Below are 23506 nucleotides of genomic sequence, written 5' to 3' on the forward strand. Positions count from 1 at the left end.
TCGGTGATGGGCGCCGGGTGGCCCGGCGCTTTGAGGGAGTTCAGCTCAAGCGCTTGTGGAAAAAATGGCGTTTATGGCCCGGCGGGAAATCAGCAATGTGGCCAAATTCAGTGAAGCCCTGCTTGCGATAAAACCCGGGCGCCTGGAAGCTGAAAGTGTCCAGCCAGATGCCCTCGCAACCGCGTTCACGGGCCAGGTCTTCAGCCGCACGCATCAATCGCGTGCCCGTGCCTTGGGTGCGCATCTGGTCGGGAATGCTCAACAGTTCAATGAACAACCACCCGAAGGAAATCTCCCCGTAAAGACCGCCCACTACTTCTTGAGAAGCGGGATCACGCAGCAAAATACCGACCGTTTCGGACGGCATCTGGCCGGTGTGGCTGCGGTTGAAAGCCCGCAGCGGCTTGAGAATGGCCTCGCGCTCCTGCGCCGTCACGTCGAACGATACTTCCATTGCCAATTCCATTACGGACTCCATGGGTTGAATTCAATCGTTCCTCAGTATGCCTTGGGCGCACCAAACCTGAGTGGATCTGCGCCAGTTTCATTAACCCAGCGGCGCTCAATCACCTTAAGTCGTCTCGACAGCATGGATCTCGTTACAGACCTATACTCAATACAGTGTTGCGCGGTCCTGCGCAGCGCTCAGCGCAGTATTGCCGATGGAGGCAGCCGCTATGTACGCCGGACAAACGAGTATGGCGACAACAAATGGTGAGATACGGTGCCAGATGTTTGCACAGATTATCTGCCTGTTATCGGTGGCTACGCTGTTCTGCTAGCAGTTCTCAGCGCAGTAACCCGCAAAGCGGTATGGGCAGGTATTGGCAAAATTCCAGCCAAAAAAAGAGCCCACCTTTCGGTGAGCCCTTCAACACTCAAGGTTTTGCACGTGTCAGAAGTGTGAGACTCAGGCCAGCTCGGCCAAATCTTTTACGTCAAAAGGCTTCAAGTCGGCCGAATTGCCCGTTCGAATTTTCCTCACCCACTGCGCGTCACTCAGCAGTGCTCGCCCAACAGCGATCAAGTCGAACTCCTCTTTCTCCAATCGCTGCACCAAATTGTCGATGGCTGCCGGTTGGGAGCTTTCGCCGCTGAAGGCGCCGAGGAAGTCGCCGGACAACCCCACAGAGCCGACACTGATAGTCGCAGCGCCTGTCAGCTTTTTGGCCCAGCCGGCAAAGTTCAGACCCTGCTCGCCGTCCAGTTCCGGGAACTCGGCTTCCCAGAAGCGCCGTTGAGAGCAATGCAAAACGTCCACGCCGGCCTCCACCAGTGGCACCAGCCAATCGGACATGCTTTCAGGCGTCGTAGCCAATCGGGCGCTGTAATCCTGCTGCTTCCACTGACTCAGACGCAGAATGACCGGGAAATCCGGCCCTACGGCTGCGCGTATGGCCTTGACCACTTCCGCCGCGAACCGTGAACGCTCCTTGATCGTTGCACCGTTGAAGTGGTCGGAGCGTTCATTCGTACCTGTCCAGAAAAACTGGTCCAGCAGGTATCCGTGGGCACCGTGTATTTCGACGGTATCAAACCCCAGCCGCTTAGCGTCAGCAGCGGCCTTGGCGAACGCCGCAATGGTGTCGGCAATCGCCTCATCATTCATGGCCTGCCCCAGTGGTTTTTGAGGACCGGCAAGCCCCGACGGGCTCTCAAACCCACCGGCGGGCGCCCAGTCTTCCTGGAAACTGGGCGCGGCCCCGACGTGCCAGATCTGCGGCCCCATTTTGCCACCGGCGCGATGAACACCATCGATTACTGCTTTCCAGCCTGCGAGTGATTCATCGCCATGGAAAAACGGAATCCGCGACATATTACGAGCGCCCGGACGATCCACCACAGTCCCCTCAGACAGAATCAACCCGACCTGGTTTTCCGCACGCTTGCGGTAATAAGCGGCGATTTGTTCGTCAGGCACACCGCCCTTGGCGAAAGCGCGCGTCATAGGCGCCATTACAATTCGATTCTTCAGGGTCAAGGACTTGATCGTGAACGGCTGAAATAGAGAGTCGAGATTCGTAGAACTCATTGAGAGATGCTCCGAGCAAAAGGAAACTCCATGGTATAAGGTGTATACCTAATATCAATAAGGCACTTAAAAGTGCTCAGGTATACCCGAGGAAACTACATGCAGGAAAAAGCTATTCAGGCGTTGGGGCAAAACGAGAACCCTCCAGTCGTCTACGCCGCTGATTGCACCAGCCGGATACTGCTCGATCAGATCGCGGACAAATGGTCCGTATTGATACTGGCAACGCTCTGTAAAAGCCCGCTGCGCTTCAATGAAATCAAACGTCGACTCGACGGCATTACGCAAAAAGCGCTCACGCAAAGCCTGCGTCGCCTGGAGCGCAATGGCATTTTGTCGCGCCGCGTCATTCCCTCTTCTCAAGTCGCCGTCGAGTACAGCGTTACGGACCTGGGGCATACGCTGGAAGAGCCATTTCGTGCGTTATATAGGTGGACGCTCCAACATTCTGAAGCTGTGATGAACGCCCAGGCGGCATTCGATAAGCTTGCAGAAGAGCAGCAGCACGACGGGTAAAAGCATAACGATGGCGGCGGGAGTGTTGATAAGGAAGTTTTACAAATCGCAGGCAACAAAAAAGGGCCCACCTTTCGGTGAGCCCTTCCAGACCGCCCAGCAGAGCGGATTTTGTTTGGTAGGCGCGATTGGACTCGAACCAACGACCCCCACCATGTCAAGGTGGTGCTCTAACCAACTGAGCTACGTGCCTGCTGTGAGGCGGCATTCTACGGAATTCCGAAGGGGTGTCAACATCTTTTTTGCAGCTAACCCTATGAATATGCGAATTTTTTATTTGTGAAAGGCATGCCCGGGGTTTTCGGGTGGCTGGCAGGCAATTTTCAACTCAGGTAGGATCGGCGCACTCGTAAAAAATATAAAACAGAGGTTCCAGGATGGCGAACACCCCCTACCCCCAGTCGTATTACGCCGCGTCCGCGAATGCGGTTCCGCCACGCCCGGTGCTGCAAGGTGAAGTCGAAACCGATGTCTGCGTGATTGGCGCCGGTTATACCGGCCTGTCCAGCGCGCTGTTTCTGCTGGAGAACGGTTTTCGCGTGACGGTACTGGAAGCCGCCAAGGTCGGCTTTGGCGCCTCGGGCCGCAATGGTGGGCAGATCGTCAACAGCTATAGCCGCGACATCGACGTGATCGAACGCAGCGTTGGCCCCAAGCAGGCGCAGTTGCTGGGGCAGATGGCGTTTGAGGGCGGCAGGATCATTCGTGAGCGCGTGGCCAAGTATCATATCCAGTGCGACTTGAAGGACGGCGGTGTGTTCGCTGCACTCAACAGCAAGCACATGGGCCACCTGGAGTCGCAGCAGCGCCTGTGGGAGCGCTACGGCCATACGCAGCTTGAGTTGCTGGATGAGCGCCGTATCCGCGAAGTGGTGGCCTGTGACAACTATGTCGGCGGCCTGCTGGACATGAGCGGCGGCCATATTCACCCGCTCAACCTGGCACTGGGCGAAGCAGCGGCGGTAGAGTCCCTGGGCGGCACGATTTACGAGCAGTCTGCGGCGGTGCGCATCGAGCGCGGCGCCAACCCTGTGGTACACACCGCCGAGGGCAAGGTCAGGGCCAAGTTCATCATCGTCGCGGGCAATGCCTACCTGGGCAACCTGGTGCCGGAGCTGGCGGCCAAGTCGATGCCGTGCGGCACCCAGGTCATCACCACCGCGCCGCTGGGCGATGAACTGGCCAAGACCTTGCTGCCGCAGGACTACTGCGTCGAGGACTGCAACTACTTGCTGGACTACTACCGCCTCACCAGTGACAAACGCCTGATCTTCGGCGGTGGCGTGGTGTATGGCGCGCGCGACCCGGCCAACATCGAAGCGATCATCCGCCCGAAGATGCTCAAGGCCTTCCCGCAGCTCAAGGATGTGAAGATCGATTACGCCTGGACCGGCAATTTCCTGCTGACCCTGTCGCGCCTGCCACAGGTGGGTCGCCTGGGCGACAACATCTATTACTCCCAGGGCTGCAGTGGCCACGGCGTGACGTACACGCACCTGGCAGGCAAGGTGCTGGCAGAAGCGTTGAGAGGCCAGGCAGAGCGTTTTGATGCGTTTGCCGACCTGCCGCACTACCCGTTCCCGGGCGGGCAACTGTTGCGCACACCGTTTGCGGCGATGGGCGCCTGGTATTACGGGCTGCGGGATAAGCTGGGGTTCTGATTGCGATAGCTGGCTGCCGACGATGGCCATACCTTGGACCGAGGTGTAGCTATCGCAGGCAAACCAGCCCCCACATTGACCAGTGGCAACTTCAGAAGAAGCTCAACCCAAAATATCAAATCGCAGACACAAAAAACCCCGGTCTTTCGACCAGGGTCTTTGCTATCGGATCAAAGCAGCTTAACACTTGCTTTGTGCTCCAAGGCGTTCAGTGGGCCTTGGGGCAGATATGGCGCAGCGGACGGGACTCGAACCCGCGACCCCCGGCGTGACAGGCCGGTATTCTAACCGACTGAACTACCGCTGCGTATCGCTTGACCAGTTGAACCTAAACCCTCAACTGTCTTTAAACGTCTGACTGATCAGCCAAAGCCTTTCAATCTCAAACCCGATAAATCGGACCTGGAAAATATGGCGCAGCGGACGGGACTCGAACCCGCGACCCCCGGCGTGACAGGCCGGTATTCTAACCGACTGAACTACCGCTGCGCGTCGGTGCAACCTTTAACGTTGCGTCTTGCCCGAAGGCAAAACTCTCAAGAAGTGGTGGGTGATGACGGGATCGAACCGCCGACCCTCTGCTTGTAAGGCAGATGCTCTCCCAGCTGAGCTAATCACCCTTTGCTTCGTTGAGGCCGCGAAATTTACGCAGGTAGCAGACCTAAGTCAATAGCCTGCTTGAAGTTTTTCTGAAAAAGACAAAATTGCTTCAAGGCGGCTACCCGCCCTACTCGCTGTAAATCATCTTCTTGCTCATGCCGCCGTCGACCACAAACTCTTGGCCAGTGACAAACCCTGCCTGACGCGACAGCAGCCACGCCACCATCGCCGCCACGTCCTCAACCGTGCCCACCCTGCCCGCCGGATGCTGGGCATGATCGGCATCGGTCAAAGGCTCGGCACGCCGCGCCGCTGGATCACGCGCATCGATCCAGCCAGGGCTGACGGCATTGACCCGCACCTCTGGCCCAAGACTTATGGCCAGCGCGTGAGTCAGGGCCAGCAGCCCGCCCTTGCTCGCCGCGTAGGCCTCGGTGTCGGGCTCCGATTGACGCGCGCGGGTCGAGGCCAGGTTGACGATCGCGCCGCCATGGGCACGCAGGTACGGTGCACAGTGCTTGGCCAGCAGCATCGGCCCGCTGAGGTTTACCGCCAGCACGCGGTTCCAGTACGCCAGGTCGAGGCTTTCGAGGGTGATATTGCGCGGGTCGGCCACGGCGGCGTTGCACACCAACGCGTCCAGGCGACCGAACTGGCCGAGCACTTCGGCAACGCCCTGGGCGACCTGCTTCTCGTCGGCCACGTCCATGCTGATAAACCAGGCGTTGTCACCCAGCACTTTGGACACCTTGGAGCCGCGCTCGCGGTCCAGGTCGGTCAACACCACCTGCCAGCCTTCGCTGATCAGCCATGCCGCGATGCCGAGGCCAATGCCTCGGGCGGCGCCCGTCACCAGCGCAACACGGCCGTTACCGGCCGCTGCTGTTTCCATGGACCACTCGATCACAAGGCAGCCAGCCCGCGAGCCAGGTCAGCTTGCAGGTCGGCTACGTCTTCCAGGCCCACTGCAATGCGGATCAGGCTGTCACGGATGCCGGCCGCTTCACGCTCCTGTGGCGCCAGGCGCCCGTGGGAGGTGGTGCTGGGGTGGGTGATGGTGGTCTTGCTGTCACCCAGGTTGGCCGTGATGGAGATCAGGCGCGTTGCGTCGATAAAGCGCCAGGCGCCGTCTTTGCCGCCTTTTACTTCAAAGCTCACCACCGCGCCGAAACCACGCTGCTGACGCTGGGCCAGCGCGTGTTGCGGGTGGCTCTTGAGACCGGCGTAATGGACTTTCTCAATCCCGTCCTGTTGCTCCAGCCACTCGGCCAGGGCCTGGGCATTGGCGCAATGGGCCTTCATCCGCAGGCTGAGGGTCTCCAGGCCTTTGAGGAAGATCCACGCATTGAACGGGCTCAGAGTCGGCCCGGCGGTGCGCAAGAAACCCACCACTTCCTTCATCTGCTCGCTGCGGCCGGCGACTACGCCGCCCATGCAACGGCCCTGGCCGTCGATGAACTTGGTGGCAGAGTGCACAACAATGTCCGCGCCCAGCTTCAACGGCTGTTGCAGCGCCGGCGTGCAGAAGCAGTTGTCGACCACCAGCATCGCGCCCTTGGCGTGGGCCACTTCGGACAACGCGGCGATATCCACCAACTCGGCCAGCGGGTTGGACGGCGACTCGACGAACAGCAGCTTGGTGTTGGCCTTGATCGCCGCATCCCAGCCGGACAGATCCGCCAGGGGCACGTAGTCCACTTCGATGCCGAAGCGCTTGAAGTACTTCTCGAACAGGCTGATGGTGGAGCCGAACACACTGCGCGACACCAGCACATGGTCGCCAGCACTGCACAGGCTCATCACCACTGCCAGAATCGCAGCCATACCGGTCGCCGTGGCCACCGCCTGCTCAGCGCCTTCCAGGGCCGCGATACGCTCTTCGAACGCACGCACGGTCGGGTTGGTGTAACGCGAGTAAACGTTGCCCGGCACTTCACCGGCAAAGCGCGCAGCCGCGTCGGCTGCGGTGCGGAACACATAGCTGGAGGTGAAGAACATCGGGTCACCGTGCTCACCTTCCGGGGTGCGGTGCTGACCGGCGCGCACAGCCAGGGTATCGAAAGCTACGCCATCGAGGTCGCTGTCCAACCGACCGGCATCCCATTCCTGACTCATGCTGCGACTCCTTACTCAATACTCTATTTAAGATACAAAACCGGCCCCTCAGGGCCGGTGTTTACTCAGTTGTTGTACAGATCGATGATCGCACTGACCGCCTGGGTCTTGATCTTCGACGAGTCGTTACGCGCCTGCTCGATCTTGTTCAGGTAAGCCTCGTCGACATCACCGGTCACGTACTTGCCGTCGAACACGGCGCAGTCAAACTCGGCGATCTTGATCTTGCCACCACCGACCGCCTCGATCAGGTCCGGCAGGTCCTGATAGATCAACCAGTCGGCACCGATCAGGTCGGCCACATCCTGGGTCGAACGGTTGTGGGCGATCAGCTCGTGGGCGCTCGGCATGTCGATACCGTACACGTTCGGGTAACGCACGGCAGGTGCGGCGGAACAGAAGTACACGTTCTTCGCACCGGCTTCGCGGGCCATCTGGATGATCTGCTTGCAGGTGGTGCCGCGCACGATGGAGTCGTCGACCAGCATCACGTTCTTGCCGCGGAATTCCAGCTCAATGGCGTTGAGCTTCTGGCGCACCGACTTCTTGCGCGCCGCCTGGCCAGGCATGATGAAGGTACGGCCGATGTAACGGTTCTTGACGAAACCTTCGCGGAACTTGACGCCCAAGTGGTTGGCCAGCTCCAGCGCAGCGGTACGGCTGGTGTCCGGGATCGGGATCACCACGTCGATATCGTGCTCAGGACGCTCGCGCAGGATTTTCTCGGCCAGCTTCTCGCCCATGCGCAGGCGCGCCTTGTACACCGAAACACCGTCGATGATCGAGTCCGGACGCGCCAGGTAGACGTGTTCGAAGATGCACGGAGTGAGTTTCGGCGCAATCGCGCACTGACGGGTGTGCAGCTTGCCGTCTTCGGTGATGTATACGGCTTCGCCCGGCGCGAGGTCGCGGATCAGGGTGAAGCCGAGCACGTCCAGGGACACGCTTTCGGACGCGATCATGTACTCGACGCCTTCGTCGGTGTGACGCTGGCCGAACACGATCGGGCGAATGCCGTGCGGGTCACGGAAACCGACGATGCCATAACCGGTGATCATTGCGACGACGGCATAACCACCAACACAACGGTTGTGCACGTCGGTCACGGCAGCGAATACATCTTCTTCGGTCGGCTGCAACTTGCCGCGCTGGGCCAGCTCATGTGCGAACACGTTGAGCAGCACTTCCGAGTCGGAGTTGGTGTTGACGTGGCGCAGGTCAGATTCGTAAATCTCCTTGGCCAGCTGTTCAACGTTGGTCAGGTTACCGTTGTGCGCCAGGGTGATGCCGTAAGGCGAGTTGACGTAAAACGGTTGAGCTTCGGCCGAGGTCGAGCTACCGGCAGTCGGGTAACGCACATGGCCAATGCCCATGTGCCCGACGAGGCGCTGCATGTGACGCTGATGGAACACGTCACGCACCAGGCCATTGTCCTTGCGCAGGAATAACCGGCCGTCGTGGCTGGTCACAATACCGGCAGCGTCCTGGCCGCGGTGCTGGAGGACGGTTAGCGCGTCATACAGCGCCTGATTGACGTTCGACTTACCGACGATACCGACGATGCCACACATGCGACGCAACCCCTACTTAATGAATCTTGACTGAACACTACTTACTGAGGCGTTTTGGCCGGCAAGAGGTGTTCCTTGAACGGAAGATCAGCGGGTACGCTGATTCCGCTGGCCAGCCACTGACTGCTCCACCCCAATATGAGGTTCTTGGACCAATCTGCAACCAATAGAAATTTTGGCACGAGTACCGACTCCTGCCACCACGAATCCTGCTGTACCGGCCCCAGGCTCAACAGCCCGACCGCCACAACCACCAGCAAGCCGCCACGCGCGGCGCCGAAGGCCATGCCGAGAAATCGATCGGTCCCGGAGAGGCCGGTGACACGTATCAACTCGCCAATAAGATAATTGACCATTGCCCCCACCAACAGCGTGGCGATGAACATGATGGCGCAGCCCGCAATCACGCGAGCCGAAGGTGTTTCGATATACCCGGCCAGGTAAACCGACAGTGAACCACCGAACATCCAGGCTACAACTCCTGCGATGATCCAGGTCAGCAACGACAGTGCTTCTTTTACGAAGCCGCGGCTTAGACTGATCAAAGCGGAGATGGCGACGATTGCTACGATCGCCCAATCAACCCAGGTAAATGGCACAGTGCAGCCTACGTACGGATAAGGCGGCGCATTTTAGCAGAGCGCTGGGCTATCGGTAAGCTGTGATTGTGGGTGCTTTGCAAATCAATGGGTTGAGCAATCTCAAGACCACCCAAAAACAATGTGGGAGCTGGCTCCCACAAAAGCCAGCTCCCACATTTGCCCTGCATTCCAACCCTTTACTCAGCCGCGCTCAGGCTGGAACCGCACCACAAACCCATTCAGGTTCTGCTGTCGCCCCAGCAGGTCACGCAGGCGATCCGCTTCGGCGCGCTCGATCAGCGGCCCGATAAATACGCGATTTTTGCCGTCGGCACTGCGGATATAGGCGTTATACCCCTGGGCACGCAACTTTTTCTGCAAGGCATCGGCGCTTTCACGGTTGGCCAGGCTGGCGAGCTGGATCGACCAACTGATCGGCAGACCATTCGGGTCGATACGGCTTTGACCGACATCCGGCTTGCCCGGCGCGGCTGGTTGTGGCGCTACAGGCTTGGGCGCAGGGGCTGGCGCAGCAGGTTTGGCAGCCACCACCGGGGCCGCTGGAGCGGGCGCCGGTTTGACCACCGGCACACTCTGTTGCACCGGCACTGCTGGCGCCGCTGGAGTCGTTTGCGCAGCCACCTCATCATCGCTCGGCACCGGTTCTTCAGGCAGCGTCTGCGGCTCAGGCACCACCACCGGCTCCACCTGAACTTGCGGCATCGCTGGCGCCTGTGGCGCTGCCGGTGCCTCGACCACGACCTGGCGCTGTTCGTCCTGGCGCGAAAACAGCATCGGCAGGAAAATCACCGCCAACGCCACCAATACCAGGGCTCCGACCATTCGCTGCTTGTATGCGCTATCCAGTAATGCCATGTGCAGCTTCCTCCGTGGAGCGCCGGGCCAACCACTCAAGCGCCTCGGCAACACAATAAAATGATCCGAACAACAGAATCTCGTCCTCGGCCGTCGCCACTGCACATTGCGCCTCAAGCGCTGCAGTGACGCTTGCATACGACGCCGCCGACGCACCAAGGTTCTGCAATGCCACTTGCAGTTCGGCAGCCGGGCGACTGCGCGGCGTGTCCAGCGGCGCTACCGCCCAAGCCTGGACATTGCCGAGTAACGGCGCAACCACACCGTCCAGATCCTTGTCAGCCAACAGCCCGAACACCGCCAGGCGACGACCGGCAGGTGGCGTGCGTGACAGACGTTGCGCCAGGTACTCGGCGGCGTGCGGGTTGTGCCCCACATCCAGCAGCAGGTTCAAACGCTTGCCTTCCCACTCGAATGTGCGGCGATCCAGGCGCCCCACCACACGAGTAGCCAGCAACGTGGCAGCAATCTGCTCGGGATTCCACGGCAGATCCATCAACAGGTACGCTTGCAGCGCCAGCGCGGCGTTTTCCATCGGCAGGTTCAGCAGCGGCAAATCCCGCAGCTCTACCACCTGGGCACGCGCATCACACCCGCGCCACTGCCAATGCTGGTCGCCAACTTCGAGATTGAATTCGCGGCCGCGCAGGTAAAATGGGCAATCCAGCTCGCGCACCTTGTCCAGCAAAGGCTGCGGCGGGTTCAGGTCACCACACAGCGCCGGCTTGCCTTGGCGGAAGATCCCGGCCTTTTCATAAGACACCGACTCGCGAGTGTTGCCCAGATAGTCCGCATGGTCGACACCAATGCTGGTTACCAGCGCGATATCGGCGTCCACCACGTTAACGGTATCCAGACGCCCGCCAAGCCCGACTTCCAGCACGACCACATCCAACTGCGCACGCTCGAACAGCCAGAAAGCCGCCAAGGTGCCCATTTCAAAGTAAGTCAGGGAAATTTCGCCACGGCCGGCATCCAGTGCGGCGAAGGCTTCGCAAAGCTGCGCGTCAGTGGCTTCGATGCCATTGAGCTGCACCCGCTCGTTATAACGCAGCAGGTGCGGAGAATTGTAGACGCCTACTTTAAGCCCTTGGGCTTGCAGCAGCGCCGCGACAAAGGCACAGGTAGAGCCTTTGCCGTTGGTGCCGGTCACCGTGATTACACGCGGCGCCGGGCGGCCCAACCCGAGGCGGGCCGCTACCTGTTGCGAGCGCTCCAGGCCCATGTCGATGGCTGACGGATGCAACTGCTCAAGGTAAGCGAGCCATTCGCCCAGGGTACGTTGGGTCATAGGTTTGCTGGCACCGGCGGAACAACGATAGGTTCGATTTTAGGTGCGACGTACACAGGCGTCGGCAAGCCCATCATTTGCGCCAGCAGGTTACCCAGGCGTGGGCGCAGTTCACCGCGCGGGATGATCAGGTCGATCGCACCATGCTCCAGCAGGAACTCGCTGCGCTGGAAGCCTTCCGGCAGCTTTTCACGTACGGTCTGCTCGATCACGCGCGGGCCGGCAAAGCCGATCAGTGCTTTGGGCTCACCGACGATCACGTCACCCAGCATCGCCAGGCTGGCGGAAACACCACCGTAAACCGGGTCAGTCAGTACCGAGATGAACGGGATGCCTTCTTCACGCAGACGTGCCAGTACTGCAGAGGTCTTGGCCATTTGCATCAAGGAGATCAGCGCTTCCTGCATGCGCGCACCACCAGAGGCAGCGAAGCAGATCATCGGGCAACGATTTTCCAGCGCGTAGTTGGCGGCACGTACAAAACGCTCGCCGACGATGGCACCCATGGAACCGCCCATGAAGGAAAATTCGAACGCGGACACTACCACCGGCATACCCAGCAGCTTGCCGCTGACCGAAATCAGCGCGTCTTTTTCGCCGGTCTGCTTCTGCGCTGCGGTCAAGCGGTCCTTGTACTTCTTGCCGTCGCGGAACTTGAGACGGTCAACCGGCTCCAGGTCTGCGCCCAGCTCGTTACGGCCGTCGGCATCAAGGAAGATGTCGATGCGCGCGCGGGCGCCGATACGCATGTGGTGGTTGCACTTGGGGCAAACGTCCAGGGTCTTTTCCAGCTCCGGGCGGTACAGCACCGCGTCGCAGGATGGGCACTTGTGCCACAGACCTTCAGGAACCGAGCTTTTCTTCACCTCGGACCGCATGATCGAAGGGATCAGTTTGTCTACTAACCAGTTGCTCATGCTTTCTTTCTCCAGTACCGGTGGCTTGAACACAGCCCCGCGTATGCCCTTGAGCTAAATTCATATGTGGCGATGACACAGGCTGGACGGGGTCAGACGTTCGACCGGCCATTTCCCGCCTGTATCCTCAGCCTTCCAGACAACCTGCCAACGCAGGGTTGCCACTTCATTTCCGGGCCTCCCGCAGGCGGCACCGGTGCTGTTCTACACAGTGGTAGTTATGGACGGCGGCAGACTGCCAGCCGTCACATCGCGCCACTGCTGTTGCGCACGGCCTGCATGAATGCGCGAATCTTGTGGTGATCCTTGATGCCCTTGCCCTGCTCCACTCCGCCGCTGACGTCCACCGCATAAGGCCGGACCTGCTCGATGGCCGCCGCGACATTCGCGGGATTGAGCCCACCTGCGAGGATGATCGGCTTGCTCAAGCCTTCGGGAATCAGCGTCCAGTCGAACGCCTCACCCGTGCCGCCGGGCACGCCTTCGACATAGGTATCCAGCAAAATGCCGCGAGCGCCAGTATAGGCGGCGCACGCAGCAGCAATGTCATCCCCGGCCTTGACGCGTAGCGCCTTGATGTACGGGCGCTGGTAGCTTTCGCATTCATCGGGGCTTTCGTCACCGTGAAATTGCAGCATATCCAACGGCACGGCATCCAGGGTTTCGTTGAGTTCGCAACGGCTGGCGTTGACGAACAGCCCCACGGTGGTCACGAATGGCGGCAGCGCAGCGATAATCGCCCGCGCCTGCAACACATTTACCGCGCGCGGGCTCTTGGCATAAAACACGAAACCGATGGCATCCGCCCCCGCTTCGACTGCCGCCAGCGCATCTTCTATGCGGGTAATCCCGCAAATCTTGCTGCGAACGGCTGGCATGTCGTGGAAACCTCAGGGGTTGGGCCGAGAAAGTCCCGGATGGTAACAAAAGCGCTTGCAGGCGTCAGCCGTCAAGTTCGCTGAAACCTGTGAGGAAATGTGGACCGATAAAGCGCTGCGGCAATTCAAACTCCTCGCGGTACTCCACATCCACCAGGTACAAGCCGAACGGGTGCGCCGTGACACCGCCGGTGCGGCGAACGCGGCTCTCCAGCACTTCCCGCGCCCACTCCACCGGGCGCTCGCCAGTGCCGATGGTCATCAGCACACCGGCAATATTGCGCACCATGTGGTGCAGGAAAGCACCGGCGCGGATATCCAGCACGATCATCTTGCCGTGACGGGTCACGCGCAGGTGATGGACTTCCTTGATCGGCGATTTAGCCTGGCATTGCCCCGCACGGAAGGCGCTGAAATCATGCACGCCGACCAGATGCTGGGCGGCCTCGGCCATACGTTCGGCATCCAGCGGGCGGTGGTTCCAGGTGATTTCCTGATTCAGGTGCGCCGGGCGGATCTGATCGTTGTAGATCACATAGCGGTAGCGCCGGGCAATGGCCTTGAAGCGCGCATGAAAATGCGCAGGCATGACCTTGGCCCAGGTCACGCTGACGTCATGGGGCAAATTGATATTAGCGCCCATCACCCAGGCTTTCAGCGTGCGCTCGGCCTGGGTGTCAAAGTGCACCACCTGGCCACAGGCATGCACACCGGCATCGGTACGCCCGGCACACATCAGCGAGACCGGCGAATCCGCCACCTTCGACAACGCGTTTTCGAGGGTTTCCTGCACAGTCAGCACACCTGAAGCCTGGCGCTGCCAGCCGCGATAGCGCGAACCTTTGTATTCCACGCCCAAGGCGATGCGGTTAAAGCCTGCGGCCGCCATTTCGGCAGCCGCGTTATCTATATTTGCCAAGAACTGAGAGCCCGATGAGTTGCGCGAAGGCGGGCATTATAAAGGCGCTGGAGCTATGCGGGGCGCTTTTGTTGTGTGGGAGCTGGCTTGCCTGCGATACAGGCACCTCGGTCTACAGTTGAGACCCGGTTGACGCCATCGCAGGCAAGCCAGCTCCCACACAAACCAGCTCCCACAGGGGGTTTGTATCAACTGTTAGATTTTGCCGAGCATTTCCTTGGCTTCACCGCGCTGCTCTTCACTGCCCTCGGTCAGCACTTCATTGAGGATGTCCTTTGCGCCATCCGCATCGCCCATGTCGATGTAAGCCTGGGCCAAGTCCAGCTTGGTGGCGACCTCGTCGGTGCCGGAAAGGAAGTCAAACTCCGGCTCATCAGCGCCCAACGCCGCGTCTTCAGCGGTGAAGGAAGGCTCGATCGGCGGATGCTCGAGGCTCGAAGACAGGCGATCGAGTTCTGCGTTGACGTCATCGAGCTCCGAGGCGAATGCATCAGGCTTGGCAACGGCCGGGGCTTGCGGCTCGTCCGCCAGGGACAGATCGAAGTCCTCCGGCAGGTCAAAATCGTCCAGCGCAGCCGGCTTGAGGGTCGGCGGCTCAACAGCCGGCACGTCCTTCATTTGATCTTCCAGGCCCGACAGGAAGTCGTCATCGGCCTGCGAAGACGGAGCCTCAAGCTGCAAGTCCAGGTCGAAGTCCGACAGGTCATCAGGGCTGGCCTTGGCTTCGGTCTGCTGTTGCAGCACCGACTCAAAGCTCGGCGCGTCTTTCGGGCTGACTACGGTGGGTGACGCCGCTTCCAGGTCATCCAGACTCAGGTCGAAATCGGTGTCGAACGCCTCAGGCTCCGGGGCACGCGCGGCGGGCTTGTCTTCGAGCAAGTCCTTGACGTATTGAGCATCCAGGGCCGCCGCTGCCACCGCAGCGCTGACGCCCGCCGCCAACACGGCCATGGCAGGGAAGCGGCTTTTCAGCTGCTCGACCTGGGCATGGTTTTCACCATTGGCCACCAGTTGACGCTCCTGGGTGACGAAACCGTCCTTGTCGCCTTGCAGGCCATAGACTTCCATCAACTTCAGGCGCAGGTCGCTGCGCTTGGGTTCGCGCTTGATCGCCTGCTCCAGCACATCGGCGGCCTGGTTCAGGTGGCCACGGTCGATATGGGATTGCGCTTGCGCCAGTGCATCACTGGAGTTTTCCGGGGCGACGGCGACGGCCAATGGCGCCAGCACGGAGGCGACCGATGGCACCACCACAGGCTCAGCAACCGCCGCCGGCGCTGGAGCAGCAGCCAATTTAACGTTCGGCGCTGCCACCTCAAGGCCTTCGAAGCTGTCCGCAGGCAGATCGTGATCCACATTTGGCGTAAATGCCGGTTCTTCGGCCAGCGCGCGTGCCATGCGCAGGTGCTTTTCCTCTTCGAGGCGCGCATTGCGATGGCGCGCCCACAGCAGCAGAAGCAACAACACCAGCAAGCCAGCCGCGCCACCGATTACACCAAGGACGATCGGATTGGTCAGCAGCTCGTTGAACTTGCCTTCGTTGGTGGCAGGCGTGTCCTGCGCCTTGATTGGCTCAGGCGCGGGTGCTGCGGCAACGGGCGCCGCCTCAGCCGGTGCTGGCGTGGCCGCAGGTTCAGCCGCCAATTGAGCCGGCATCGCCGCTGTCGCCTGTGCCGCCGGCTCAGGGTTACCGGCCTGCAACCTGGCGAGTTGATCGTTTTTCAGTTGAATCAGTTTTTGCAGCTTGTCCAGTTGGCTTTGCAGGTCGGCCGCACGGCTTTTGAGCTCCTCATTGTCGCGACGGGTGGTGTCCAGCTGCTCCTGGGTCATCGCCAGTTTATCGCTCACCGCTCGGCTATCACCGGCCTTGCCCTTTGCGCCTTTTTTGGCCGACTCCGCCGAGACCAGGCTCAAGTTGTCCTTGGCCGTGGTGCTCGACGGCGCATTGCCCGCCTGGGTGCGCTTGGTCGCGTCCAGCTGTTGCTTGCCCGCCACCGGGTTACTGGCTGCGCGACGACCTGCGCGCCAGGCAGCATTTTGCGCAGTCACTTCGGCAATCGCCTCGGGCTGCGGCAAGCTGGTGGCTTGCTGGCGGTCCGGCAGGCGCAGGACCTGGCCGGTTTTCAGGCGATTGATGTTGCCGTCGACAAAGGCATCAGGATTAAGCGCCTGGATGGCCAGCATGGTTTGCTGCACCGACGCACCGTTGCGATTCTTTTCGGCAATTTCCCACAAGGTGTCGTGAGAGGTCGTGGTGTGTTGAGCGGATTTGCTGGCGGTCTTCGCCGGGCTGGCGGCCGCAGTGCTGGCCGGTGCGCTCAAGCGCGGCGCGGGCGCGTTGGCGGTCGGCGCCGGCTGCTCGAACTTGGCAGGGTCGAGCAACACACTGTAGTCGCGCATCAAGCGGCCATTGGGCCACTGCACCTGCAGCAGGAAACGTACGTAGGAATCGGGCAGCGGCTTGCTGGAGGTGACGCGCACCACACTGCGGCCGCTGGGGTTGACCACCGGGGTAAACGTCAGGTCATTGAGAAACGCCTGGCGGTCAACGCCTGCATCGACAAACGCCTGGTCGGAGGCCAGGCTCGGGGTGATCTCGGCAGCCGTGAGGCCGCCTACGTCGAGCAATTCGATTTCCACCGACAACGGCTGGTTCAGCTTCGACTTGAGGGTCATCTCCCCAAGTTGCAGCGCCTGCGCCATACCGGAGGACAGCGCCGAGGCGGCCGCTATTGCTAACACCAGTTTGCGAACTTGAACCATAGCCTCATCCTTTGTCTGAACACTCCCCGGCCTGCGAGAAGGTTGGTAACCGCTGCCATAAGGCATGGCGAGCCGATAGGTTACCGACGCGCTTCTTTACCGCTTGGGGCCAAGCATAGCGCCTGGCTAGAATCAATCTACAAATTGCCGCCAAGTATCTTTTACACAAGGCCTTTTATCAACAACTGCGCCAGCTGTACGGCGTTGAGTGCCGCGCCCTTGCGTACGTTATCTGACGTCAGCCACAGATTTAGTTCCGCCGGGTCATCCACACCTGCACGCACACGGCCGACGTAGACCACATCCTGGCCGACCGCATCGCCCACAGCCGTGGGGTAATCGCCCTCTTCAACCAGTTCGATGCCAGGCGCCGCTTCCAATGCACGGTTCACCGCTGCCAGATCGACCGGCGCGCCCAATTGCAACGACACCGTCAGGCTATCGCCAAAAAACACCGGGGCTTGAACGCAGGTTGCAGAAATCTTCAGCAATGGAGTTTCCAGCACCGCGCGCAGTTCGTGTACGAGACGTTTCTCCAGGGCTGTATGACCTTTCGCATCTGGCGTGCCGACTTGTGCCAAAAGGTTGAAGGCCATTTGCCGATCAAAGAACTTGGGCTCCAGCGGGCGCACGTTCAACAGTTCGGCGGTCTGTCGCGCCAGCTCGCTGACGGCTTCACGGCCCTGGGCGGATACCGCCAGGTTGGCGGTGACGCTGACACGCTGGATCTCCAACAATTCACGCAACGGCGCCAGCACCACGGCCAGGTTGGTCGCCGATGGGCTTGGGCTGCTCAGTTGGAAGGGCTTTTTCAAACTGTCCAGTACATGGGCATTGGCTTCCGGCACCACCTGAGGCGCCTGTTCAGCAGGCAAGGCGCCAGACAAGTCGATCACCGCGCAACCGGCAGCGGTGGCGCGCGGGGCGAAGCTCAAGGTAACGGCCGGGCCGGCCGCAAAGAAGGCAAGCTGCGCTTTTTTGAAATCGAACTCATCGACTTCCTTGACCCGCACGTTCTTGCCGCGAAATGGCACGGAGGCGCCGGCCGAATTGCTGCCGGCCAGCAGATAGAGGGTGCCCACCGGAAAATCCAGTTCTTCGAGAATCTGCACCAGGGTTTCACCGACGGTGCCAGTGGCGCCGATCACGGCGATTTCAAAGGTCTGGGTCATGGAGGCTGCCTCGGGCATTGCGGGGGGAGCGGCACTTTACCGGGTGGCTCGGGGTGAGGCAATTAAGCTGGCCTTTGTAGTGAGGCTGACGGCCTCATCGCAGGCAAGCCAGCTCCCACCCTTGAATGTGTTTACAAAACAAAATGTGGGAGCTGGCTTGCCTGCGATGGCGGCCTCAAGGGCAACAAAAAACCCGCGCCTGTCACCAGTACGCGGGTTTCTCTTACGGCTTCAAGCGATCAACGCTCAAGCAAGATCCGCAGCATGCGACGCAGCGGCTCGGCAGCGCCCCACAGCAGTTGGTCGCCGACCGTGAACGCGCCGAGGAACTGGCTGCCCATGTTCAGCTTGCGCAGACGGCCCACCGGTACATTCAGGGTGCCGGTGACCTTGGTCGGGCTCAGCTCCTGCATGCTGATGTCGCGGTTGTTCGGCACCAGCTTGACCCACGGGTTGTGCTGGCTGATCAACCCTTCGATATCGGCGATCGGCACGTCTTTGTTCAGCTTGATGGTCAGCGCCTGGCTGTGGCAGCGCATGGCGCCGATGCGCACGCAGATGCCGTCGACCGGGATCGGGCTCTTGAAGCGACCCAAAATCTTGTTGGTCTCGGCCTGGGCCTTCCACTCTTCGCGGCTCTGGCCGTTTGGCAGTTCCTTGTCGATCCACGGGATCAGGCTGCCGGCCAATGGCACACCGAAGTTCTCGGTCGGGTAAGCGTCGCTACGCATGGCTTCGGCCACGCGGCGGTCGATGTCGAGGATCGCGCTGGCAGGGTCGGCCAGTTGATCGGCGACAGCGGCGTGGGTCGCGCCCATCTGCTTGATCAGTTCACGCATGTTCTGCGCACCGGCGCCGGACGCCGCCTGATAAGTCATGGCGCTCATCCACTCAACCAGGCCGGCTTCGAACAAGCCGCCCAGGCCCATCAGCATCAGGCTGACGGTGCAATTGCCGCCGACGTAGTTCTTGGTGCCAGCATCCAGTTGCTGGTCGATGACCTTGCGGTTCACCGGGTCGAGGATGATCACCGCGTCGTCCTGCATGCGCAGGCTGGAGGCGGCGTCGATCCAGTAACCCTGCCAGCCGGCTTCGCGCAGCTTGGGGAAGACTTCGCTGGTGTAGTCGCCACCCTGGCAGGTCAGGATCACATCGAGGGTTTTCAGCTCTTCAATGCTGTAGGCGTCCTTGAGCGGGGCGATATCCTTGCCCACGGACGGCCCTTGGCCACCTACGTTCGAAGTGGTGAAAAACACCGGCTCAATAAGATCGAAATCCTGCTCTTCCAGCATCCGCTGCATGAGCACGGAACCGACCATACCGCGCCAACCGATCAGACCTACACGTTTCATCGCAACTACACCTTGTTAAAAAGTGGGCCGCCTTGCAGCAACAACTGCAAGCGGGCCGGAGAGATTACAGATTCCGCAGCGCGGCGACTACTGCGTCGCCCATTTCTTGCGTGCCGACTTTGGTGCAACCCTGTGACCAAATGTCACCGGTGCGCAAACCTTGATCCAGCACCAGGCTTACGGCCTTCTCGATGGCATCCGCCGCTTCGCTCAGGTTGAAGCTGTAACGCAGCATCATCGAGACCGACAAAATCGTCGCCAGCGGGTTGGCAATGCCCTGGCCCGCGATGTCCGGCGCCGAACCGTGGCAAGGCTCGTACATGCCCTTGTTGTTGGTGTCCAGGGACGCCGACGGCAGCATGCCGATGGAGCCGGTGAGCATCGAGGCCTGGTCCGACAGGATGTCGCCAAACAGGTTATCGGTGACGATCACGTCAAACTGCTTGGGCGCACGCACCAGTTGCATGGCAGCGTTGTCGACGTACATGTGGCTCAGCTCGACGTCCGGGTAGTCCTTGGCGACTTCCTCGACGATTTCGCGCCACAGTTGGCTGGAGGCCAGTACGTTGGCTTTATCGACCGAGCAGACCTTTTTGCCGCGCACACGGGCCATGTCGAAACCGACACGGGCGATACGGCGGATTTCACTCTCGCTGTACGGCAGCGTGTCGTAGGCCTGGCGTTCGCCATTCTCCAACTCGCGCACGCCGCGTGGCGAGCCAAAATAGATACCGCCGGTCAGTTCACGCACGATCAGGATATCCAGGCCCGCGACCACTTCCGGTTTGAGGCTCGACGCGTCGGCCAACTGCGGGTAGAGGATGGCCGGGCGCAGGTTGCCGAACAGGCCCAGTTGCGCGCGGATTTTCAGCAGGCCGCGCTCAGGGCGGATGTCACGCTCGATCTTGTCCCATTTCGGGCCACCCACGGCGCCGAGCAGCACGGCATCGGCCGCACGGGCGCGGTCCAGGGTTTCGTCAGCCAGCGGCACGCCGTGCTTGTCGATGGCCGCGCCACCGATCACGTCGTGGCTCAGCTCAAAGCCCAGGCTGTACTTGCTGTTGGCGAGTTCCAGGACCTTGACCGCTTCGGCCATGATTTCCGGACCAATACCGTCGCCAGGGAGAATCAGAATCTGCTTGCTCATGCGTTCCTCATTTCATCAAGCGACCCGCCCGTGGGCAGGTCGGGAAAAATCAATCAGCGTTCAGCGAAAACCACCAGCACGTCGGTGCTGAAGGTGCCGTCGGCTTGAATCTCGTAGTAATCGCGCACTTCCTGGCCCATTGCCTGTTGCAGCGCAAGGATCGCCGCGCGCAATACCTCTGGCGTGCGCATGCGCTCGACCCACGAGGTGTATTCCAGGCGCAGGCGTTGACGGCTGCTGGTGCGCACATGCAAGCCGGATTCGCTGAGCTGTTGCATCCATTCGGCGGCGCAATAATCGCGCACGTGGCTGGTGTCACGCAGCACTTCGACGGTTTGCAGGTAAGTGTCCAACAGTGGGCTGCCCGGTGACAAGACGTCGACGAAGGCTGCCACGCCACCGGGCTTGAGCACCCGGCGCACTTCGCGCAGCGCCAGGCCCAGGTCGCTCCAGTGGTGGGCCGAGTAGCGGCTGAACACGAAGTCGAACTCGCCGTCGGCGAATGGCAGGCGCTCGGCGGCGCCGTGTACGGTGCGGATGTTGGCCAGGTTGCGGTCTATAGCAGCTGCGGCAACCACGTCGAGCATCTGTTGGGACAGGTCGTAGGCCACCACTTCTTTAACCAGTGGCGCCACCTGAAAACTCACATGCCCGGCGCCGCAGCCCAAATCCAGCAGCCGTGCAGCGCCCTGCCCGGCCAGTTCGGCCTGGAGCAGCGCGAATTCGGTGCCTTGGGCGTGCACGGCACTGCTCAGGTAGGTGGAGGCTTGCTCGCCGAATTGTTTTTGCACGACTTGGGTGTGGGCGGTGGTGGTCATGGTGGCTTTCCTTGGGTGTTGGGGTGGTTGTACGGGCGCTATCGCAGGCAAGCCAGCTCCCACAGTGGAATGCATTCCAGGGTGGGAGTCGGGCTTGCCCGCGATGGGGCCCGCACGGTTACCGCCAATCAGGCATCGCGAAACAACCAGGGCTGGCTCGCCCGGTGTTTGGCTTCAAACGCGGCAATCGCATCGCCGTCCTGCAAGGTCAGGCCGATGTCGTCCAGGCCATTGATCAGGCAATGCTTGCGGAACGCATCCACCTCGAAGTGATACACCTTGCCGTCCGGGCGGGTAACGGTTTGCGCGGCCAGGTCAACGGTCAGTTGGTAGCCCACATCAGCTTCCACCTGCTTGAACAACTCATCCACTTCGGCATCGCTCAAGATGATCGGCAGCAAGCCGTTCTTGAAGCTGTTGTTGAAGAAGATGTCGGCGTAGCTCGGCGCGATGATGCTGCGAAAGCCATATTCTTCCAGCGCCCACGGCGCGTGTTCACGGCTGGAGCCGCAACCGAAGTTTTCCCGCGCCAGTAATACGCTGGCGCCCTGATAGCGTTCGGCGTTGAGCACGAAATCCTTGTTCAACGGGCGCTTGGAGTTGTCCTGGTAGGCGTAGCCCACGTCCAGGTAGCGCCACTCGTCGAACAGGTTAGGGCCGAAACCGGTGCGCTTGATCGACTTCAAGAACTGCTTGGGGATGATCTGGTCGGTGTCGACGTTGGCGCGATCCAAAGGGGCGACAAGGCCGGTGTGTTGGGTAAAAGCTCTCATCGGGTATTCCTCAGATCAATTCGCGAACGTCGATGAAACGACCGTTGACGGCAGCCGCAGCGGCCATGGCCGGGCTGACCAGGTGAGTACGCCCACCGGCGCCCTGACGCCCTTCGAAGTTTCGGTTGGAAGTGGACGCGCAATGCTCGCCCGATTCCAAACGGTCCGGGTTCATCGCCAGGCACATCGAGCAGCCCGGCTCACGCCATTCAAAACCGGCTTCGAGGAAGATCTTGTCCAGGCCTTCGGCTTCAGCTTGGGCTTTGACCAGGCCGGAACCCGGCACCACGATGGCTTGCTTGATGGTCGAAGCCACTTTGCGGCCCTTGGCGATCACCGCCGCAGCGCGCAGGTCTTCGATCCGCGAGTTGGTGCAGGAACCGATAAACACGCGATCCAACTGAATGTCGGTAATCGCCTGGTTGGCTTTCAAACCCATGTATTTCAGGGCGCGCTCGATGGAACCGCGCTTGACCAAGTCGGTTTCTTTAGCCGGGTCCGGCACGTTCTGGTCAACCGCCAGGACCATTTCCGGCGAGGTACCCCAGCTCACTTGCGGCTTGATCTGGGCAGCGTCGAGCTCGACCACGGTGTCGAACACCGCGTCGGTGTCGGAGACCAGGTCTTTCCAGGCTTCAACGGCGGCATCCCAATCGGCGCCCGCCGGTGCGAATGGGCGACCTTTGACGTATTCAACGGTTTTTTCGTCCGCCGCCACCATGCCCACGCGGGCACCGGCTTCGATGGACATGTTGCAGATGGTCATGCGGCCTTCGATGGACAGGTCGCGAATCGCGCTGCCGGCGAACTCGATGGCGTGGCCGTTACCGCCGGCGGTGCCGATCTTGCCGATCACGGCCAGCACGATGTCTTTGGCGGTCACGCCGAAAGGCAAGGTGCCTTCGACTTTGACCAACATATTCTTCATCTTTTTAGCGACCAGGCACTGGGTGGCGAACACATGTTCCACCTCGGAGGTGCCGATGCCGTGCGCCAGGGCGCCGAACGCGCCGTGGGTGGACGTGTGGGAGTCGCCGCAGACCACCGTCATGCCCGGCAAGGTGGCGCCCTGCTCCGGGCCGATCACGTGGACGATGCCTTGACGCACATCATTCATCTTGAATTCGGTGATGCCATATTCGTCGCAGTAGTCGTCGAGGGTCTGCACCTGAAGGCGCGACACGGTGTCGACGATGGCGTCGATCCCGCCCTTGCGTTCCGGAGTGGTCGGCACGTTGTGGTCCGGGGTTGCGATGATCGAGTCGACGCGCCAAGGCTTGCGCCCGGCCAGTCGCAGGCCTTCGAACGCTTGGGGCGAGGTCACTTCATGGATGATGTGACGGTCGATATAGATCAGCGACGAGCCATCGTCGCGCCGTTTCACTTCATGGGAATCCCAAAGCTTGTCGTAAAGCGTTTTGCCGGCCATCAGTCGGTCCTCATCACAGGTGCATCTATACGCCGGGCTTTTCAATAACCCTTTGGCTTGTGAGGCTGATGGTATGGCGCTACATTAAATAACTC

The 23506-nt window shown here is 60.7% G+C and carries 20 protein-coding genes and 4 tRNA genes; 2 read left to right on the plus strand and 22 right to left on the minus strand.

The features are described 5' to 3' along the window. Positions 1 to 40 precede the first annotated feature (40 nt). Together HBO41_RS28050 and HBO41_RS28055 are read right to left on the minus strand one after the other, a co-directional pair. Positions 41 to 466, minus strand: a complete 426-nt coding sequence (locus tag HBO41_RS28050; protein ID WP_017138753.1) for an N-acetyltransferase — start codon at positions 464 to 466, stop codon at positions 41 to 43. Between the two features lie 444 nt (positions 467 to 910). Further along, a complete protein-coding gene (locus HBO41_RS28055; protein WP_017138751.1) occupies positions 911 to 2032 on the minus strand; it encodes an NADH:flavin oxidoreductase in 1122 nt (373 codons plus the stop codon). A gap of 99 nt (positions 2033 to 2131) precedes the next feature. On the opposite strand from HBO41_RS28055, the gene HBO41_RS28060 reads away from it, so the two are divergent. Then, entirely contained in the window at positions 2132 to 2548 is a 417-nt protein-coding gene (locus HBO41_RS28060; RefSeq protein ID WP_017138750.1) for a helix-turn-helix domain-containing protein, read from the plus strand. A gap of 116 nt (positions 2549 to 2664) precedes the next feature. Here HBO41_RS28060 and HBO41_RS28065 read toward each other — a convergent pair. Beyond that, positions 2665 to 2741, minus strand: a tRNA-Val gene (locus tag HBO41_RS28065). Between the two features lie 184 nt (positions 2742 to 2925). Between HBO41_RS28065 and HBO41_RS28070 the strand changes: the two genes are divergently transcribed. Beyond that, on the plus strand, positions 2926 to 4209 hold the full coding sequence (locus tag HBO41_RS28070) for an FAD-binding oxidoreductase (protein ID WP_169988585.1): 1284 nt from the start codon (positions 2926 to 2928) through the stop codon (positions 4207 to 4209). Positions 4210 to 4439: 230 nt separating this feature from the next. Here the strand turns inward: HBO41_RS28070 and HBO41_RS28075 are convergent. From HBO41_RS28075 to leuC, 19 genes are all read right to left on the minus strand, one after another. After that, positions 4440 to 4516, minus strand: a tRNA-Asp gene (locus HBO41_RS28075). Between the two features lie 105 nt (positions 4517 to 4621). After that, positions 4622 to 4698, minus strand: a tRNA-Asp gene (locus HBO41_RS28080). A gap of 55 nt (positions 4699 to 4753) precedes the next feature. Continuing rightward, positions 4754 to 4829 (minus strand) — tRNA-Val (locus HBO41_RS28085). 107 nt (positions 4830 to 4936) lie between these two features. After that, positions 4937 to 5701 (minus strand): SDR family oxidoreductase, encoded by a 765-nt coding sequence (locus HBO41_RS28090; RefSeq protein ID WP_020372699.1) that lies wholly within the window; start codon positions 5699 to 5701, stop codon positions 4937 to 4939. Positions 5702 to 5712: 11 nt separating this feature from the next. Beyond that, positions 5713 to 6924: an O-succinylhomoserine sulfhydrylase gene (locus HBO41_RS28095; protein ID WP_017138747.1), complete on the minus strand. Its 1212-nt coding sequence runs from the start codon at positions 6922 to 6924 to the stop codon at positions 5713 to 5715. Between the two features lie 65 nt (positions 6925 to 6989). Beyond that, entirely contained in the window at positions 6990 to 8495 is a 1506-nt protein-coding gene (gene purF, locus HBO41_RS28100) for an amidophosphoribosyltransferase (RefSeq protein WP_017138746.1), read from the minus strand. 41 nt (positions 8496 to 8536) lie between these two features. Continuing rightward, positions 8537 to 9094: a CvpA family protein gene (locus tag HBO41_RS28105; RefSeq protein WP_003212681.1), complete on the minus strand. Its 558-nt coding sequence runs from the start codon at positions 9092 to 9094 to the stop codon at positions 8537 to 8539. Between the two features lie 183 nt (positions 9095 to 9277). Further along, positions 9278 to 9952, minus strand: a complete 675-nt coding sequence (locus tag HBO41_RS28110) for an SPOR domain-containing protein (protein WP_138453023.1) — start codon at positions 9950 to 9952, stop codon at positions 9278 to 9280. Next, positions 9936 to 11243, minus strand: coding sequence for a bifunctional tetrahydrofolate synthase/dihydrofolate synthase (gene folC / locus HBO41_RS28115; protein ID WP_099548305.1), 1308 nt, complete (start codon positions 11241 to 11243; stop codon positions 9936 to 9938). Before folC ends, HBO41_RS28110 begins: the two co-directional genes overlap by 17 nt. Further along, complete coding sequence (gene accD / locus HBO41_RS28120) at positions 11240 to 12160, minus strand: acetyl-CoA carboxylase, carboxyltransferase subunit beta (protein ID WP_003234319.1); 921 nt, start codon at positions 12158 to 12160, stop codon at positions 11240 to 11242. The genes folC and accD overlap by 4 nt, the downstream gene beginning before the upstream one ends. Positions 12161 to 12405: 245 nt before the next feature. Next, positions 12406 to 13038, minus strand: a complete 633-nt coding sequence (locus tag HBO41_RS28125; RefSeq protein WP_017138743.1) for a phosphoribosylanthranilate isomerase — start codon at positions 13036 to 13038, stop codon at positions 12406 to 12408. Between the two features lie 64 nt (positions 13039 to 13102). Then, on the minus strand, positions 13103 to 13927 hold the full coding sequence (gene truA / locus HBO41_RS28130; protein ID WP_169988620.1) for a tRNA pseudouridine(38-40) synthase TruA: 825 nt from the start codon (positions 13925 to 13927) through the stop codon (positions 13103 to 13105). A 225-nt stretch (positions 13928 to 14152) separates the two neighbouring features. After that, positions 14153 to 16720 carry a FimV family protein gene (locus HBO41_RS28135; RefSeq protein ID WP_169988587.1) on the minus strand — a complete coding sequence of 856 codons (2568 nt, stop codon included), beginning with the start codon at positions 16718 to 16720 and terminating at the stop codon, positions 14153 to 14155. Between the two features lie 161 nt (positions 16721 to 16881). After that, positions 16882 to 17892, minus strand: coding sequence for an aspartate-semialdehyde dehydrogenase (locus tag HBO41_RS28140; protein ID WP_138450535.1), 1011 nt, complete (start codon positions 17890 to 17892; stop codon positions 16882 to 16884). A gap of 239 nt (positions 17893 to 18131) precedes the next feature. Continuing rightward, positions 18132 to 19244 (minus strand): aspartate-semialdehyde dehydrogenase, encoded by a 1113-nt coding sequence (gene asd, locus HBO41_RS28145; RefSeq protein ID WP_017138739.1) that lies wholly within the window; start codon positions 19242 to 19244, stop codon positions 18132 to 18134. Positions 19245 to 19308: 64 nt separating this feature from the next. Further along, positions 19309 to 20391 carry a 3-isopropylmalate dehydrogenase gene (gene leuB / locus HBO41_RS28150; protein ID WP_021491199.1) on the minus strand — a complete coding sequence of 361 codons (1083 nt, stop codon included), beginning with the start codon at positions 20389 to 20391 and terminating at the stop codon, positions 19309 to 19311. A gap of 53 nt (positions 20392 to 20444) precedes the next feature. Beyond that, the gene (locus tag HBO41_RS28155; RefSeq protein ID WP_169988588.1) at positions 20445 to 21209 is read right to left on the minus strand and encodes a class I SAM-dependent methyltransferase; all 765 of its coding nucleotides are present in this window, start codon (positions 21207 to 21209) and stop codon (positions 20445 to 20447) included. Between the two features lie 128 nt (positions 21210 to 21337). Continuing rightward, entirely contained in the window at positions 21338 to 21982 is a 645-nt protein-coding gene (gene leuD, locus HBO41_RS28160; RefSeq protein WP_003234333.1) for a 3-isopropylmalate dehydratase small subunit, read from the minus strand. Between the two features lie 10 nt (positions 21983 to 21992). Next, a complete protein-coding gene (gene leuC / locus HBO41_RS28165; RefSeq protein ID WP_169988590.1) occupies positions 21993 to 23411 on the minus strand; it encodes a 3-isopropylmalate dehydratase large subunit in 1419 nt (472 codons plus the stop codon). Positions 23412 to 23506: the final 95 nt, after the last annotated feature.

Origin of the sequence: Pseudomonas sp. WS 5146 (assembly GCF_012985495.1) — a bacterium.
Classification (GTDB): domain Bacteria; phylum Pseudomonadota; class Gammaproteobacteria; order Pseudomonadales; family Pseudomonadaceae; genus Aquipseudomonas; species Aquipseudomonas edaphica.